At 40.8% G+C, this 15,174-nt stretch carries 15 protein-coding genes; 11 read left to right on the forward strand and 4 right to left on the reverse strand.

Annotated features, from left to right (window positions below):
- Positions 1 to 473: 473 nt before the first annotated feature.
- Positions 474 to 1,748 (forward strand): O-acetylhomoserine aminocarboxypropyltransferase/cysteine synthase family protein, encoded by a 1,275-nt coding sequence (locus BLR54_RS14500; protein WP_090422314.1) that lies wholly within the window; start codon positions 474 to 476, stop codon positions 1,746 to 1,748.
- A 46-nt stretch (positions 1,749 to 1,794) separates the two neighbouring features.
- Here BLR54_RS14500 and BLR54_RS14505 read toward each other — a convergent pair whose 3' ends face one another.
- The gene (locus BLR54_RS14505) at positions 1,795 to 2,091 is read right to left on the reverse strand and encodes a type II toxin-antitoxin system PemK/MazF family toxin (protein WP_090422316.1); all 297 of its coding nucleotides are present in this window, start codon (positions 2,089 to 2,091) and stop codon (positions 1,795 to 1,797) included.
- On the reverse strand, positions 2,085 to 2,549 hold the full coding sequence (locus tag BLR54_RS14510; RefSeq protein ID WP_090422318.1) for a hypothetical protein: 465 nt from the start codon (positions 2,547 to 2,549) through the stop codon (positions 2,085 to 2,087). Before BLR54_RS14510 ends, BLR54_RS14505 begins: the two co-directional genes overlap by 7 nt.
- A 340-nt stretch (positions 2,550 to 2,889) precedes the next feature.
- Between BLR54_RS14510 and BLR54_RS14515 the strand changes: the two genes are divergently transcribed.
- From BLR54_RS14515 to BLR54_RS14555, 9 genes are all read left to right on the forward strand, one after another.
- A complete protein-coding gene (locus BLR54_RS14515; protein WP_242871266.1) occupies positions 2,890 to 4,209 on the forward strand; it encodes an MBOAT family O-acyltransferase in 1,320 nt (439 codons plus the stop codon).
- 167 nt (positions 4,210 to 4,376) lie between these two features.
- Positions 4,377 to 5,444, forward strand: a complete 1,068-nt coding sequence (locus BLR54_RS14520) for a hypothetical protein (protein WP_090422322.1) — start codon at positions 4,377 to 4,379, stop codon at positions 5,442 to 5,444.
- A gap of 145 nt (positions 5,445 to 5,589) precedes the next feature.
- On the forward strand, positions 5,590 to 6,315 hold the full coding sequence (locus BLR54_RS14525; RefSeq protein ID WP_143008465.1) for a hypothetical protein: 726 nt from the start codon (positions 5,590 to 5,592) through the stop codon (positions 6,313 to 6,315).
- 15 nt (positions 6,316 to 6,330) lie between these two features.
- A complete protein-coding gene (locus BLR54_RS14530) occupies positions 6,331 to 6,585 on the forward strand; it encodes a TIGR04076 family protein (RefSeq protein WP_090422326.1) in 255 nt (84 codons plus the stop codon).
- Complete coding sequence (locus BLR54_RS14535; protein WP_242871267.1) at positions 6,582 to 7,265, forward strand: HAD family hydrolase; 684 nt, start codon at positions 6,582 to 6,584, stop codon at positions 7,263 to 7,265. Before BLR54_RS14530 ends, BLR54_RS14535 begins: the two co-directional genes overlap by 4 nt.
- A gap of 28 nt (positions 7,266 to 7,293) precedes the next feature.
- Positions 7,294 to 7,884, forward strand: coding sequence for a nitroreductase family protein (locus tag BLR54_RS14540; protein ID WP_090422328.1), 591 nt, complete (start codon positions 7,294 to 7,296; stop codon positions 7,882 to 7,884).
- A 295-nt stretch (positions 7,885 to 8,179) separates the two neighbouring features.
- Positions 8,180 to 8,845 (forward strand): ABC transporter ATP-binding protein, encoded by a 666-nt coding sequence (locus tag BLR54_RS14545; RefSeq protein ID WP_090422330.1) that lies wholly within the window; start codon positions 8,180 to 8,182, stop codon positions 8,843 to 8,845.
- A 9-nt stretch (positions 8,846 to 8,854) separates the two neighbouring features.
- Positions 8,855 to 10,099: an ABC transporter permease gene (locus tag BLR54_RS14550; protein WP_090422332.1), complete on the forward strand. Its 1,245-nt coding sequence runs from the start codon at positions 8,855 to 8,857 to the stop codon at positions 10,097 to 10,099.
- A gap of 30 nt (positions 10,100 to 10,129) precedes the next feature.
- Entirely contained in the window at positions 10,130 to 11,212 is a 1,083-nt protein-coding gene (locus tag BLR54_RS14555) for an ABC transporter permease (RefSeq protein ID WP_090422334.1), read from the forward strand.
- Here BLR54_RS14555 and BLR54_RS14560 read toward each other — a convergent pair.
- On the reverse strand, positions 11,169 to 12,035 hold the full coding sequence (locus BLR54_RS14560) for an AraC family transcriptional regulator (RefSeq protein ID WP_176761971.1): 867 nt from the start codon (positions 12,033 to 12,035) through the stop codon (positions 11,169 to 11,171). The two genes, BLR54_RS14555 and BLR54_RS14560, sit on opposite strands and share 44 nt — an antisense overlap.
- 418 nt (positions 12,036 to 12,453) lie before the next feature.
- Between BLR54_RS14560 and BLR54_RS14565 the strand changes: the two genes are divergently transcribed.
- Entirely contained in the window at positions 12,454 to 14,703 is a 2,250-nt protein-coding gene (locus tag BLR54_RS14565) for a glycogen/starch/alpha-glucan phosphorylase (RefSeq protein WP_090422338.1), read from the forward strand.
- Here the strand turns inward: BLR54_RS14565 and BLR54_RS14570 are convergent.
- Positions 14,700 to 14,933 carry a hypothetical protein gene (locus tag BLR54_RS14570; protein WP_090422340.1) on the reverse strand — a complete coding sequence of 78 codons (234 nt, stop codon included), beginning with the start codon at positions 14,931 to 14,933 and terminating at the stop codon, positions 14,700 to 14,702. The two genes, BLR54_RS14565 and BLR54_RS14570, sit on opposite strands and share 4 nt — an antisense overlap.
- Positions 14,934 to 15,174: the final 241 nt, after the last annotated feature.

Here is a 15,174-nt window from a genome sequence, read left to right on the forward strand (position 1 = left end):
TACTGCCTAGAATGATATTTCTCTCAGAGGTAGTAAACTCAAGTAACAATTTACTGCCTAGAATGATATTTTCTCTCAGAGGTAGTAAACTCAAGCAGCAATTTACTACCTGAAAAGAGATTTAATTCTCAGGTAGTAAACCTAAGCCAAATATTACTGCCTGAAATGATATTTTCCTCTCAGGAAGTAATCCTAAGCCAAATATTATTACCTAGAATAAGATTCTCTTCCACAGGTAGTAATCCTGGGATTTCTTGAAGGATAAACAAGAAGTCGTAAATTAAGGTTTAAATTATCTCTTTAATGTGCTAAAGTGTAAGGAGCTCGTAATTACGAGCTCCATTTTTATAGAACAAATAAAACCACTAGTAGCTAAAAAGCTATTATATTACTTTAGGGAAAAGTGTTAATTGACCGGAGAAATATAATACTTGTTAGTGTAGCAAGTGTATGAGAATTAGGAGGATAAAAGGATGAGTAATGGAATTGGTACAAAATGTGTGCAGGCTGGATACACTCCAGGAAATGGCGAGCCACGCCAGATTCCTATTGTGCAGTCTACAACTTTTAAATATGATACAAGCGAGGATATGGGAAAGCTCTTCGACCTTGAGGCAAGCGGCTATTTCTACACTCGTCTTCAGAATCCAACAAATGATTATGTAGCAGCAAAGATTGCAGCTCTTGAGGGTGGCTCGGCAGCTATGCTTACATCTTCAGGTCAGGCAGCAAACTTCTTCGCTCTTTTCAATATTTGTGAGAATGGAAGCCACATCGTAGCATCTTCATCAATCTACGGTGGAACCTTCAACCTCATCGCTGTAACTATGAAGAAGATGGGCATCGATGTGACCTTTGTTTCACCAAAGGCTACAGAGGAAGAACTTAACGCAGCCTTTCAGGACAACACACGTGCAGTATTCGGTGAGACTATCGCAAACCCAGCTCTTACAGTGTTAGATATCGAGAAGTTTGCAAAGGTAGCTCACGAGCATGGCGTGCCACTTATCGTGGACAACACTTTCCCAACACCTGTAAACTGCCGTCCAATCGAGTGGGGCGCTGATATCGTTACTCATTCAACAACAAAGTACATGGATGGCCACGGAGCAGCAGTTGGAGGATGTATCGTTGATTCTGGAAAGTTTGATTGGATGGCACATGCTGACAAGTTCCCTGGTCTTTGCACTCCAGATGATAGCTACCATGGCATTACTTACGCTGAAAAGTTTGGCAAGGAAGGCGCCTTCATCACAAAGTGTACAGCACAGCTTATGCGTGACTTTGGATGCATCCAGTCTCCACAGAATGCGTTCCTTTTGAATCTTGGTCTTGAGTCACTTCACGTACGTATGCCACGTCACGTGGAAAATGGTCTTGCAGTTGCTAAGTTCTTATCAGAGCAGCCAGAGGTTACAAAGGTTACATATCCAGGTCTTGAGGGAGATGAGTACTATGAGCTCGCTCAGAAGTATCTTCCAAAGGGTGGCTGTGGTGTTGTATCTTTCGAGCTTAAGGGTGGACGTTCAGCTGCAGAAAGCTTCATGAAGAAGCTCAAGCTTATCGCTATCGAGACTCACGTTGCTGACGCTAGAAGCTGCTGCTTAAATCCAGCCACATCTACTCACCGTCAGATGACAGACGAGCAGCTTGAGGCAGCTGGTATCCCAGCAGGTCTTATCCGTGTTTCTTGCGGTCTCGAAGACAGCGCAGATCTTATTGCAGATATTAAACAGGCATTAGCATAAAATGAAACGCCAGAATGTTCAGTTGAACATTCTGGCGTTTTTAATTTTAATAATAATCAATGATTGCTTCTATTCTTTCTATTATGTTTAGTAGAATTCCTACAGGTATTGTTCCTTTTTTTGAATAGAAACGAGGTTTTAAATCCAATTGCTTAACATTGTCACATGATACATATACAGATTTGTTATCCATTTTAAATTCAATATCAAAGTGAGGTGAAAAAGAATTGTTAAGTATAGGACAAGCTATTATTCGTCCAGTTTCATTATATGAGGTCTTACTAATGACAACTATAGGATCTGGAATCTTCTCTATTTTTAAAATGTCTCCTTGCTCTACCATATTTCCCTTCCTACAGGAGCACCCCAATTATATTCTGGTGTTGATACTAAAGGTAATCCTGTTTTTTCAATAAGTTCTTCTAATGATCTATGTCTAAATCTGAAGCCAGCTGCTAGCAATTTTTTAATTTGTTCATCACTTAATGTATCAAGAATATCCATCTCTAAAACCATGCCATCCCCCAATTCGTTTGCATATGCATTTAATACCTTTGCCCTATTGATGCGAGCTTTATTTACATCATCGTAGAATCCCCACACTTCAACTTCAAAGTATGATGCCAATTTTTCTAAGGCAGAATAACTAGGAAGTGTTTTGCCATTAATCCAGTCGCAAAAAGTAGTATATTTAATATCCAAATCATTGCAGACCTCTCTTCTTGATTTATGTTCACTATCCAGCAGGTATTTTATGTTTTTTGAGACTCTGATTTTGATGTCATTATCTGTTTTATTCATATTACGGAACCTCCGTAATTATTATACGGTTAAATCGTAATGTGTGTCAAGATTCTTGAAAAAGTTACATCCAAAGATAGAAGATGCCAGTATTTTGCACTATAATGGACATAGTGTTTAAGGAAGGACATAATTTATGCTTTTTAATTCATATATATTCATATTTCTATTTTTGCCAATATGCATAATTGGATATTTTCTTTTAAATAAGACGAAGAAATATAGGCTGGGACATGCTTTTTTGCTGGGGATGTCCCTGTGGTTCTATGGCTATTTCAATCCAAGCTATCTGCTGATAATCATCTCAAGTGTTTGCGTGAATTACACCTTTTATTTTTTGATGAAGCGAATGCAAAAGCAGACTATGCTTGCAGCCGTCACCGAGAATGAAGAGTTGCAGAATGTGGCTAGCTCCAATATCGGCCACTTGAAAAAGTGCAAGCCTATTATGATTTTGGGCGTGGCTGTAAACCTTGGAATAATCTTTTATTTCAAGTACATGGATTTCTTCATTGAAAACGTTAATGCCATTGCAAAGACCGATTGGCCATTTATGCACATTGTGCTGCCTCTTGGCATCAGCTTTTTCACCTTCCAGCAGATATCCTTTATTGTGGACACATATAGGGGAGAGGTTCCGGAATATGATTTTCTCACGTATGCCTGCTATGTTACCTTCTTTCCACAGCTTGTGGCTGGCCCTATCGTTACCCACGACGAGCTTATCCCTCAGCTGAAGGATGTTAGAAGGAAGACTATCAACTGGGACAATATGGCAAAGGGCTTTTACATGTTTGCCATAGGTATGGGCAAAAAGGTGCTTTTGGCAGATGTCTTTGGTGTCGCAGTAAACTGGGGCTACGAGAACGTGGCAGAGCTGCAGGCTACAAATGCCATATTGATTGCGGTAGGATATGTTTTCCAGCTATACTTCGATTTTAGTGGATATTGCGACATGGCCACAGGCCTTGGGAAGATGTTAAATATTGACTTGCCACAGAACTTCAATTCTCCATACAAGTCGCTGACAATTACAGAATTTTGGAATCGCTGGCATATGACTCTCAGTCGATTCTTTACCAGATACGTATACATTCCTTTGGGAGGAAGCCGCAAGGGCAATGTTAGAACCTACGAGAATCTCTTCATTGTGTTCTTGCTTTCAGGTTTCTGGCATGGAGCTGCATGGACCTTTGTGCTTTGGTCAGTGCTTAACGGAATCTTCTGCATTATCAAAAGGATGTTTAAGAAGTTTTTCGATGGCTTGCATCCTGCTCTCGGATGGATGATAACCCAGGGATTCTTCACCTTATCCGTTGTGTTCTTCAGAGCCAACACAATTGCTGACGCTATCAGCCTTATAAAGCAGATCCTTTATGTGGATTTCACACCTATCGACGTGCACATTTTGGAAGCCTTTAAAATCCCAGGCCTGAACTATTTCTGGGATGGTACTGCCTTGACGCACTCACTTCCATTTATTTATGTGGCGGTGTTCTATTACCTGGCTCTCTACTTGGTACTGGGTTGCAAGAATTCCTTTGAGAAGATGAAGGCCTTCAAACCAACCGTAGCCAACATGCTGTGGACAGCCGTGCTACTGGCGTGGTCCATATCGTCATTATCAGGAATAAGTACGTTCCTGTATTTCAATTTCTAAATATACGTAAGTCGTGATTTGTTGTGTGATTCTTAAAGATGAGTCCACAAAAACTTTATAAATGAGCCGGTAGACATCAAGCTCTTAGGTTTCTCAAGCAATATCCTTCTATGGTATTGCGGAGAAACACTAAGGCTTGTAGGCGTAACCGGCGGATTTGAGGAATAATGAAAGTAAAGAATTGGATATTGGGTTTGTTCATGGCAACAGTACTTTTACTAGGTGCACTTGCATCCGTGATAATATACGTGGACCCATATTTTCACTACCACAAGCCGAATGCAAACCTGTATTATGAATTGAATAACGAGCGCAGCCAAAACGATGGCATAATCAAGCGCTTTGATTATCAGGCAATGATTATCGGAACCTCCATGGCAGAGAACTTCAAGGCCAGCGAGGCAGAAGAGCTTTGGGGTTACGACTTCATAAAGGTGCCTTTTGCAGGAGGAACATACAAGGAACAGAATGATAATATAGCAAATGCTATAAAATACAATCCTGATTTAAAAATGGTAATTCGCCCATTGGATTATGCGTATATCATGGATGAGCCAGATAGAGTTCGCGATGATTTGGGAACCTACCCAGATTATCTCTATGACAAGAATCCTTTTAACGATGTGAAATACGTCTTCAACAAGCAGATTCTTTTCGACATCTGTCTGCCAATGTTTGATAATGCTAGAGCAGGAGAAGCCGGTGGCGTCACATCCTTTGATGACTATGCAAACTGGATGGAGGATGCGGAGTTTGGTGCTGACGTGGTGCTTGGGGACCGCACAGAGTACAAGCAGCCTGAAGAGATTCAGCCTTTTGCAAAACGAATCAAGAAGATGGTGAAAGATAATATCACCGAGAATGTGGTGGACCTTGCCAAGGCAAATCCTGATGTGGAATTTTATTATTATCTCACACCATATTCCGTTGCTTGGTGGGGCTCCCAGACAGAGCTTGGCACGGTGGACCGCTGGCTGGCAGCAGAGCAGTACGCAATTGAGCTGATGTTGGAGTGTGACAATATCCATCTGTTTTCCTTCAACAATGAGTTTGATATCACCACAAACTTGGATAACTACAGCGATGAGTGCCACCACGGAGATTGGATAAACTCCCAAATCCTTGCAATGCTTTACGCAGGCACAAATCAACTCACCAAGGATAATTACAAAGATTACCTGTCGGTGGAGAGTGACTTCTATAAGAATTATGATTATTCAAGTTTATTGAAATAGGGAATAAAGAGAGTTGGAAGACAGCTGAATTATTTATGATTAAAAGAGCAAGATTTATTGAAATCTAGCTCTTTTTTGTTGGAATCGTTTGTTTGATATTGTATAATACTACACAATATGCAGAAATTGTAGCAAGTTTATTATTATGAGAATATTTAAGGAGAAAGGAAGTGCCAATATGGCTTATAAGATGAACGAAAAAAACAGAGCAGTAAAACTGGGCGTTTTGCTAAGCTGTGTATTGGTGATTGTTATTATATTAGTGGTAAGATTTGTGATTATCACTCACAAGGAATGGGTTCAAGATGATATCTATGCATCATCAAATGTAGAAGAATACGATAAAGAACTTATACTAACCAGTTGCGGGAGTGATTTAAATAGTGCGCTTTTAATCTTTCCAGAAAAAATAGATTCTGATGCAGATGTTTGTGATTATTTAGCAGAATTCAAATCAGGACTATTTGATACTGATGGAACGCTCATCTTAAAGTGTAAGTACAACGATACATCGTATCAAAAGGAACTTGATAGAATTTCCAATATTGAGATGACTATATGTGATGTTAATAGCGAGCAGAAGCATACCAATAAGATTATGTATGATGAAGAATCGTTTGAATTACCTGCATATATTGCAAGTTATGGATTTGGAAATACATATGAATATGCTCTGGTAAATGATGATGCAAAAGAGATTGCATACATATATTTGGCATATCCTAATCCAGAGGACTTTGAATATCCAGAGTACTTGATGAAGAATCTAGAGGCATATAATGAGGAAAATACCTCTGATGCTTATACAATTTATGATCATTCCTTTGATGGAGGTAAATCCTATATAGAGTTCGATGATTCTAATAATTAGTCAGGAGGCATACAGTTGAGTTTTGTAGATAATAAAGTCAAAGTGACAGTAATAGACAGCCTTTGTCCTAAATACAAAGTTGGAGATGAATTGTACTTTGAAGGAAGTATGCTTGATAAAGAAAAAAGTGCAAATGTATGTATGGTAGCTGTGAATGCAATTTACCCATTCATCTATGCCTTTCGCAGGGGTGGAGATTTAAAGCATGGACCATATCAATGTACTGACTGTGATGAGAGAGTAATATTTGAAATTGAGGCAATAGATTGAGCTTAATTGATGATCTTGATATAAAGGGAAAGAATTTTATGGACAAACATAATACCATTATTTTTGACTTGGATGGCACCTTGTGGGATGCCACAGGCTGTTCAAGTGATATTTGGAATAGAGTCTTTGAAAAGTATGAGGAAGTTAACATCCGCATGACAAAGCAAATCTCAGAAGGATTAATGGGAAAGACTATGGAGGAAATAGGAGATGAACTGTTTCCAGAACTCCCAGTTGATAGGCGCCGTGCTATAACTGATGAGTTTGGAGTTGAAGAGGTAAAATACCTTAGCGAGAATGGTGCCATATTATATTCTGGTATGAAGGATACTGTCTCCAATCTTGCAAAAAAATACAATCTTTATATTGTTAGCAACTGTCAAGATGGATATGTGCCAGCTTTCTTTAAAGCTCACGACATGGAATCCTATTTTAAGGATATTGAGATGTCTGGGCGAACTGGAAAGGATAAGGGCCAGAACATTAAGCTGATTATGGAAAGAAATGGTATAGAAAATGCCATCTATGTGGGAGATACTGCAGGTGATGAGAAGGCGGCTAGGGATGCTGGAATACCATTTGTTTGGGCAGCCTATGGGTTTGGTGAAGCAGAAAACCCAGATGCTGTTATTAATGACATAACAGCCCTGCCAGATTTACTTAATGAGATTTATGCATAATATTGGAAAAAATAGGGAGAGAATAAAAATGGATTCAATTACATCACGTCGTAGCATTAGAAAGTACACCAGTGAGCCAGTTTCAAAGGATCAAATCAGAGAAATGGTAGAGGCAGCGATTTTGTCGCCATCGGCCAAGAACAGACAGCCTTGGAAATTTCTGGTTTATATGAACTCCCAAAAAGATGAGATTTTGGATGTGATGGAAACGGCTTTGGAAAATGAAAAGGAGACACATGCTCTTTTGCCGGAGTCTGCTGGAGGGCTTGCTGATGCTTTTAATACATTAAAAATTATGCGTGAGGCCACTGCACTAATCATGGTTCTAAATACAAATGGTGGTTCTCCTTTTGAGGATATCAATCCTGATGACAGAATCACAGAGATATGTGATACACTTTCCATAGGAGCATCTATTGAGAATCTGTTGTTAAAAGCTACAGAAATGGGACTTGGTACTCTGTGGATTGCCAATACCTGCTTTGCCTACAAGGATCTTACTGATTATATCGGTGAAAAGGGCCAGCTCATTGGGGCTATTTCAGTTGGTTATGCAGCAGAAAATCCAAATCCTCGCCCAAGAAAAAAGATTGAAGATGTCCTTACATTTGTAGAATAAGAAAAAATATTGCCCTCTATCTCTCTGAGGTGTCCCCCAAAAAAGTCTTGTTTTGGGGGCGGTACAGTGAGATGGAGGGATTTTTAATTGTATAAAAAAGTTTGCCAGAAAACTTGATTGTCAGAAAAACTATTGTCTGAAGTAGAAGAGTGATAAAATATAAATAATAAACAATTTTGAATGGATTATGAAATATCTCCAGTTGATTATGATTGTCAATTTGAAGGTGATTAAGTTCTAGATTTGCATTTAATAAAAAAATTAGATGATAGAAAAAATACTAGGAGAACCCTACATGATACAAATAAAAAACATCAAAAAATCTTACGGAAAAAAACAAGTTCTGAAGAACCTTACCCTAGAGGCAGAGGCAGGCCAGATAATAGGAATTCTCGGGGAAAACGGCAGCGGTAAATCCACACTTTTATCCATACTTGCTGGTTTGCAGCGCCCAGATAGTGGATATTTCACTATCGATGGCAAGGATTTGTTGAAAAATTCCAAGCTGAGAAATGAGCTGGTGGCCTATGTTCCACAGGAAAATCCTCTGATTCAGGAGCTGACTGCCCAGGATAATCTCAGAATGTGGTACGACAAGGAGACTCTCAAGAAGGAGCTGGATAAAGGTGTTCTTAGAATGCTTGGAATCAACCAGTTTTTGAACACCCCAGTTCGTTATATGTCAGGCGGCATGAAAAAGCGTTTGACCATAGCCTGCGCTATGAATTCCAATCCAAAGCTTATGCTTTTGGACGAGCCTACAGCTGCGGTGGATTTGGTCTGTAGAGAGGATATTTACAACTATTTCGAGCAGTTCAGAAGCCATGGTGGCACGCTGATTATTTCCACCCACGAGGTTCAGGAAATCGAGCTTTGTGACCAGTGCTACATTCTGAAGGATGGTAGCCTGAAAGAATACAAGTATGATGGGGATATTCCACATCTTATTGGCAGATTGTAAGGTGACTTCATGAAATATTTTAAGAGCTATTTTGTTATTCAACTAAAAAGAATAAAGAAGCTACTTCCGGGAATAGCCTTGATGATATTGGCACTTGGCGTGCTTCTTGGAACCGGGGCCTACGCTGTTATAAAGGATGGCAGCTACATGGCTGACCAAAAGCGCTACACATTAGGCTACGTTGGGGAAGCTGACAATTCTCTGCTAAGGTCTGGAATCTTCCTTTTGGAAAACGAGGATAGCAGCCGAGATATGGTGGAGCTGAAGCAATACGATGCTGAAGAGGATGCCAAGAAAGCCCTTAGAAAGGGCGATATCTCAGCCTACATCCTAATAACCGATGAGTTTATGGGACAGATTGATTCTCTTTCAAATGGCTCAAAGCTTCAGTATTATGCCACTTCGGGGCAAAAAGGCATCACCAGCGTCATGATGGACGAGATTGCAGCAGTGGCAGGAAATGTCATAGTCTACACGGAAAAGGGGATTCTCAGTTTGGATCAGGTTATGGAGGATAAGGAATTTTCTGATCAGGAGAGAATCCTCCAAATGACGGATTTTTTCAACGAATACGTGAAGGCGATAATGGCAAGAGATTCGATGGTTCAGATACAGACCGTTGGAATGTCTGATGGCTTGTCTACTCCAGCCTATTATTTCACCACTCTGACCTTGTTTTTACTTATGATGATTCCTTTCTGCGGAATATGGATTTTCCTTGGGGAAAGGGATGCGGTGGCAAGATTTATGGCAGCCAAGGGCTTAGGGCCAACTCCTCAGGTGTTGGCAGAGATGTTAGCCTTTTATCTGTTGAATTTATTTGGACTGATTTTGGTGACAGCGCTGCTGGCATTATCAGAATCAATTTTCAAATACAACCTTGGAGAACTAATCAAGCAAGAAGGGCTATCTGTGTACATGTTGCCACTTATCTTCCTATTACCTTGTTTAGTCTTTTCCACCATGGGATTTTTCCTGTTGGATGCAATTCAAGGCGTGGTGAACAAGGTACTTGTTACATTTATCATTGATATATTTATGGCTTACGTATCGGGCTTCTTTTATCCTAGAGTGTTCTTCCCAAAGGCAGTGCAGTTTGGAAGCAACTTCCTTCCATCAGGTGCAGCCTTGACAATGCTTGCAAATAAGCAAATGGGCGCAAGGGTTTTCGAGCCTTCCTTTATGCTGTGGGCCTATTCCATAATATTCATATTAATGACCATACTAGTACGAAAAGCAAGGGTAAAATATTGATACTCTGCTAAAATATCAAATTATAAAACTATGATTAAATATTTACTTCTCTTCAAGAGACTACTGAAAAAGAAAAGCTACATATTGATGCTGATGGTTGTGCCGTTGATGGTTATGTTTTTAAATATCATCGGTTCGGCTCCTTCTGGTCTTATGACAATTGGCGTGTGCTTCATGGGAGACGGTGAGGTGAGCCAGGCCATAAAAGCAGATTTAGAAGAGAATCCTGGAAACTTTCATTTCGTGTTCTACGATGATGTAAGTCAGGTTGGAAGCGATGTTAGGGACATGGTTCTTGATGAGGGATGGATTGTGCCGGATGCTGTGGACTGGGATATCTTGAACATGAAGGCTGGAATATTCATTCGAGAGCAGGGCATATCTCACATGTTGGCTAAGGAAGTCTTCCTTTCAAGGGTATATCCTTACTATTCCAAGGCGTTTATGAATAGATATGCCGCTGAAAAAGGATACACCGAGGATTTGTCTGCACATTTTGACAGTATTAATGTGAATAGCGACTTGTTTGAGATGGGATATTTCGATGAAAAAGCTTCAGATTCAGAGTTAGACAGCACTTCTTACTTATTGCTTCCGCTGAGAGGAATATTGTCACTACACTTGATGCTTTGCGCAATTGCAGCATCTATGTACTATATCGAGGATGAAAGAAACGGTCTTTTCATTTTCTGGCACACCCGCTTCAAGGCGTTGCGAGAATTTGTTTATTACTTTGTAATCCTGTTTATTCCATGTATCATGATGCTTTTAGGCTTGAAGCTTGGCGGCGTGTTTACCAGCCTGATACCAGAATTGGCAAAGCTGCTAGTATATGTGATCCTTCTAATAGGTTTGGCAGCATTTTTCCGCCGAATCATTAACGATACAAAAAAACAGGGGCTCAGCCTGCCGGTGGTTATCTTCGGCTCAGCTATATTTTCCCCTGTATTCATAGAGTTTAAGGAGGCAGGAAACCTGCGAATGGTGGTGCCAAGTTTCCATTACCTCTATTCAATTCACGATATGCATTTCTTCTACACTATGTGTATTTACGCCGCGGGAGCGTTGATTATTTCCTGTATTCTCGCGGAGTTTTATCATACTTCTTCTTAAAGCTTCGATTGAAATGAGAAAGATTGTCAAAGCCTACCTGCTGCGAGATATCAAGGACATTATCCTCGGTAGCCAAAAGCAGGCGGGCGGCCATAGACAGTCTGTAATCATTGAGATAGGTGATGAAGCTGACGCCAAAGGTTTCCTTGAAAAATCTCATAAAGTGAGACTCTGAAAATCCTGCTCTTCCAGCCATTTCGGCTACCGTCATAGGCTCGCTGTAATGAAGCTCTACGTATTTGATCACAGGCTTCAGCTTGTCGATATTCTTTCTATTGGAAGAATCTACCTTCTTTTCATAAAGAGTCACCAAATCAAACAGCAACAAATAAAGATTGCCCTTTATGGCAAGTCCCCAGGCACCCTCACGGTGGCTGGAAATGTTATCGTTGCTATCTAAATACTTCTTTATACTTTCGTAGCCAGCTACTCCTTTTTTGAAAATATGAGGCACCTCCACCCCGTTGCTAAAGAATGGCAGCAGGAAAGTATCGAAGAAATCATCTCCCTGGGAAGAGAATATCTTTCCATCAAATAGAATATTCTCATATTCCATAGATTCATCCTTGTATTGGAAGATGCCGTGAACTGTGCCAGGAATAATGAAAGCAATGTCTCCAGCGGTAACGGCGCACTCGTCTCCGTCGATGATGATAATCCCCTGACCCTTCTTTATATAGATGAATTCAACATCCTCGTGCCAGTGCAAAGGCACCGACTCAAAATCCAGCGGAATGGTGCAAGGATAGGTGTTATAAGCGATGTTGTAGTCAAAGTGACTGGCTTTTTCGTGTATGGCTTGATATTCATTAATATCCAACATTATGAAATACCTCCAAATAATATTGAAGAACTGCCATTTGAAATTGCCTTTGGCAAGGCAGTTCTGTGCAAGTTTTTCCAGTATTAATATACTGTAAAAACTTACATTTGATAGAATAGTATCACTTTTTAATAGCATAGCGCAAGTAAAACATCGTATCATGGTAGTATACTCTCAGTAACATATGAAACACCTCATCAGTCACCTGCGGTGACAGCTTCTCCTCAAGGAGAAGCCAGTGAGGTAAGCTGAAATGAATATGAACTTGGTAAGCGCGAGCAAGGGGGCACCATACAGTACATGGGATGGGGCCCACGCCGGCGGGGGGACCCATGTACTGATATGGGAGATGCCTTGCGGGAGCTTGGAATACTAGGAGCATTTCAGCGTGACAGGCGGGATTAAAAGGAGGATAAAAATGACAGCTAACGAGTATATCAAGGTAAGATTTGGCAGACACATGGATCAGTGTACAAACGAAGAGATTTACATTGGTCTTTTGGAGTACATTAAGGATAGAGCCCAGAACAAGGAAATCAAGGGCGGCAAGAAGAAGCTCTACTACATCAGTGCAGAGTTCCTTATCGGAAAGCTTCTTTCAAACAACTTAATTAACCTTGGCCTTTATGACGAGGTTCAGAAGGAGCTTGAGGCTTGCGGAAAGTCACTTGCAGAAATCGAGGAGATCGAGGTTGAGCCTTCACTTGGTAACGGTGGTCTTGGAAGACTTGCAGCTTGCTTCCTTGATTCAATCGCTACACTTGGTCTTAACGGTGATGGTGTTGGTCTTGCATACCACATGGGTCTTTTCAAGCAGGTATTTGAGAACAACCTTCAGAACGAGGTTCCAAACCCATGGATGTCTAAGCACAGCTGGATGACAAAGACAGAGAAGACATACCAGGTAGATTTCGGTGGTTTCAACGTACAGTCGAGAATGTACGATATCGATGTTACAGGTTACGATTCAGTAACAACAAAGCTTCATCTTTTCGACGTAGAAACATTAGATGAGAGCATTATTAAAGATGGAATTAATTTTGATAAGAGCGAGTTTACAAAGAACTTAACACTTTTCCTTTATCCAGATGATTCAGATGATAACGGAAGATTACTTCGTGTATATCAGCAGTATTTCATGGTTTCAAACGCAGCTCAGCTCATCCTTGATGAGGCAGTAGAGAAGGGATCAAACCTTTACGACCTTGCTGACTACGCAGTAATCCAGATTAACGATACACATCCATCAATGGTTATTCCTGAGTTAGTTCGACTCCTACAGATTCGTGGTCTTACAATGGACGAGGCAATTGATGTGGTTTCTAAGTGTACAGCTTATACAAACCACACAATCCTCGCTGAGGCCCTTGAGAAGTGGCCAATCCACTTCATGATGAAGGCTGTTCCACAGCTTATGCCTATCATCCGTGAGCTTCACAACCGTATCGCTAAGAAGGTTTCTGATCCAGATGTTGCAATCATCAACAACGGCCTTGTACATATGGCTCACATGGATATCCACTACGGTATCTCAATCAACGGTGTTGCTGCACTTCATACAGAAATCCTTAAGGAGACAGAGCTTCACAAGTTCTACGAGCTCTACCCAGAGAAGTTCAACAACAAGACAAACGGTATCACATTCCGTCGTTGGTTGTTATATTGCAACCCAGAGCTTTCAAAGCTTATCGAAGAGCTTATCGGACCAGGCTTCAAGAAGGATGCTACAGAGCTTAAGAAGCTTGAGCAGTACATGAACGACGATGCAGTTGTTCAGAAGTTCTTAGATGTTAAGAACACTCGCAAGACAGTTCTCAAGGATTATCTTGCAAAGACACAGGGAATTGAAATAGATGATAACAGCGTTTACGATATCCAGATTAAGCGTCTCCACGAGTACAAGAGACAGCAGATGAACGCACTCTACGTTATCAACAAGTACTTCGAGATTAAGGAAGGCAAGAAGCCAGCTCGTCCAATCACTGTAATCTTCGGTGCAAAGGCAGCTCCAGCTTACGTAATTGCAAAGGATATCATCCACCTTATTCTCTGCCTCCAGGAAATCATCAAGAATGACCCAGAGGTTAGCCCATACCTTAACGTAGTTATGGTAGAAAACTACAACGTAACACTTGCTGAGAAGCTTATCCCAGCTTGCGATATCCACGAGCAGATTTCACTTGCTTCTAAGGAGGCATCTGGTACATCAAACATGAAGTTTATGCTCAACGGTGCCGTAGCAATCGGTACAATGGATGGTGCAAACGTTGAAATGCACGACTTCGTAGGCGATGACAACATCTTCATCTTTGGTGAGGATTCAGATACAGTTATCAAGCGTTACGCTGATGCATCTTACGTATCACGCGACTACTATGAGAAGGATGCAAACCTTAAGAAGTGCGTAGACTTCATCGTATCTGACAAGCTCATGGAAGTTGGTCAGAAGGAGAACCTTGAGCGTCTCTATAACGAGCTCCTTAACAAGGACTGGTTCATGACCTTCCCAGACTTCAAGGACTACTGCGAGACAAAGGAGAAGGCTTACAAGGCATTCGAGGACCGCACAGAGTGGGGCCGCAAGATGATCAAGAACATCGCAAACGCAGGCTTCTTCTCTTCAGACAGAACTATCGCTCAGTACAACGAAGATATCTGGAAACTCTAAAATAAGTTCAACCCACACAGGCGCCCCTCTAAATTATGGAGGGACGCTTGTTTTGATTTTGTAATGTAGGTGTCGCTGTCACAGGCCCCCGCCCCCCTGCTTCCTGACATCATTGGAGCAGAATCTTTGATTTTCTTATTGCTACAAATGCAGCTTTTAGTAGGTGTCTTTTCACTGGTGTTGCACTTTGAAGCTACTGTATGAATCACGCAGACACTTGTAGTATCCATTAATTCTCCTATCAGCTATACACAGATTAAGTGTCTTCATGCTCCATTTACCAGGTGGAATTAAGAAAATGAGTTTTGTATGTATAGGCACCGTGCTCAATGTCAACGTCCTGTTGCAAATCGCACTTGTGCCGCCATCCGTGGCGGCACATGCCTATACATTTCAAAACTCATTTTCTATTCCACTAGGTTCATTCCAAAATCAGACACTTAATTCTGTATATAGTCTGATAGAGAATTA

The organism is Pseudobutyrivibrio sp. YE44, assembly GCF_900104335.1.
Taxonomy (GTDB): domain Bacteria; phylum Bacillota; class Clostridia; order Lachnospirales; family Lachnospiraceae; genus Pseudobutyrivibrio.

Excerpts from the sequence above, each read along its gene's own strand:
- BLR54_RS14500 (WP_090422314.1), top strand. The coding sequence starts at position 474 with ATGAGTAATGGAATTGGTACAAAATGTGTGCAGGCTGGATACACTCCA.
- BLR54_RS14505 (WP_090422316.1), bottom strand. The coding sequence starts at position 2,091 with ATGGTAGAGCAAGGAGACATTTTAAAAATAGAGAAGATTCCAGATCCT.
- BLR54_RS14510 (WP_090422318.1), bottom strand. The coding sequence starts at position 2,549 with ATGAATAAAACAGATAATGACATCAAAATCAGAGTCTCAAAAAACATA.
- BLR54_RS14515 (WP_242871266.1), top strand. The coding sequence starts at position 2,890 with ATGAAGCGAATGCAAAAGCAGACTATGCTTGCAGCCGTCACCGAGAAT.
- BLR54_RS14520 (WP_090422322.1), top strand. The coding sequence starts at position 4,377 with ATGAAAGTAAAGAATTGGATATTGGGTTTGTTCATGGCAACAGTACTT.
- BLR54_RS14525 (WP_143008465.1), top strand. The coding sequence starts at position 5,590 with ATGAGAATATTTAAGGAGAAAGGAAGTGCCAATATGGCTTATAAGATG.
- BLR54_RS14540 (WP_090422328.1), top strand. The coding sequence starts at position 7,294 with ATGGATTCAATTACATCACGTCGTAGCATTAGAAAGTACACCAGTGAG.
- BLR54_RS14545 (WP_090422330.1), top strand. The coding sequence starts at position 8,180 with ATGATACAAATAAAAAACATCAAAAAATCTTACGGAAAAAAACAAGTT.
- BLR54_RS14550 (WP_090422332.1), top strand. The coding sequence starts at position 8,855 with ATGAAATATTTTAAGAGCTATTTTGTTATTCAACTAAAAAGAATAAAG.
- BLR54_RS14555 (WP_090422334.1), top strand. The coding sequence starts at position 10,130 with ATGATTAAATATTTACTTCTCTTCAAGAGACTACTGAAAAAGAAAAGC.
- BLR54_RS14560 (WP_176761971.1), bottom strand. The coding sequence starts at position 12,035 with ATGTTGGATATTAATGAATATCAAGCCATACACGAAAAAGCCAGTCAC.
- BLR54_RS14565 (WP_090422338.1), top strand. The coding sequence starts at position 12,454 with ATGACAGCTAACGAGTATATCAAGGTAAGATTTGGCAGACACATGGAT.
- BLR54_RS14570 (WP_090422340.1), bottom strand. The coding sequence starts at position 14,933 with ATGGATACTACAAGTGTCTGCGTGATTCATACAGTAGCTTCAAAGTGC.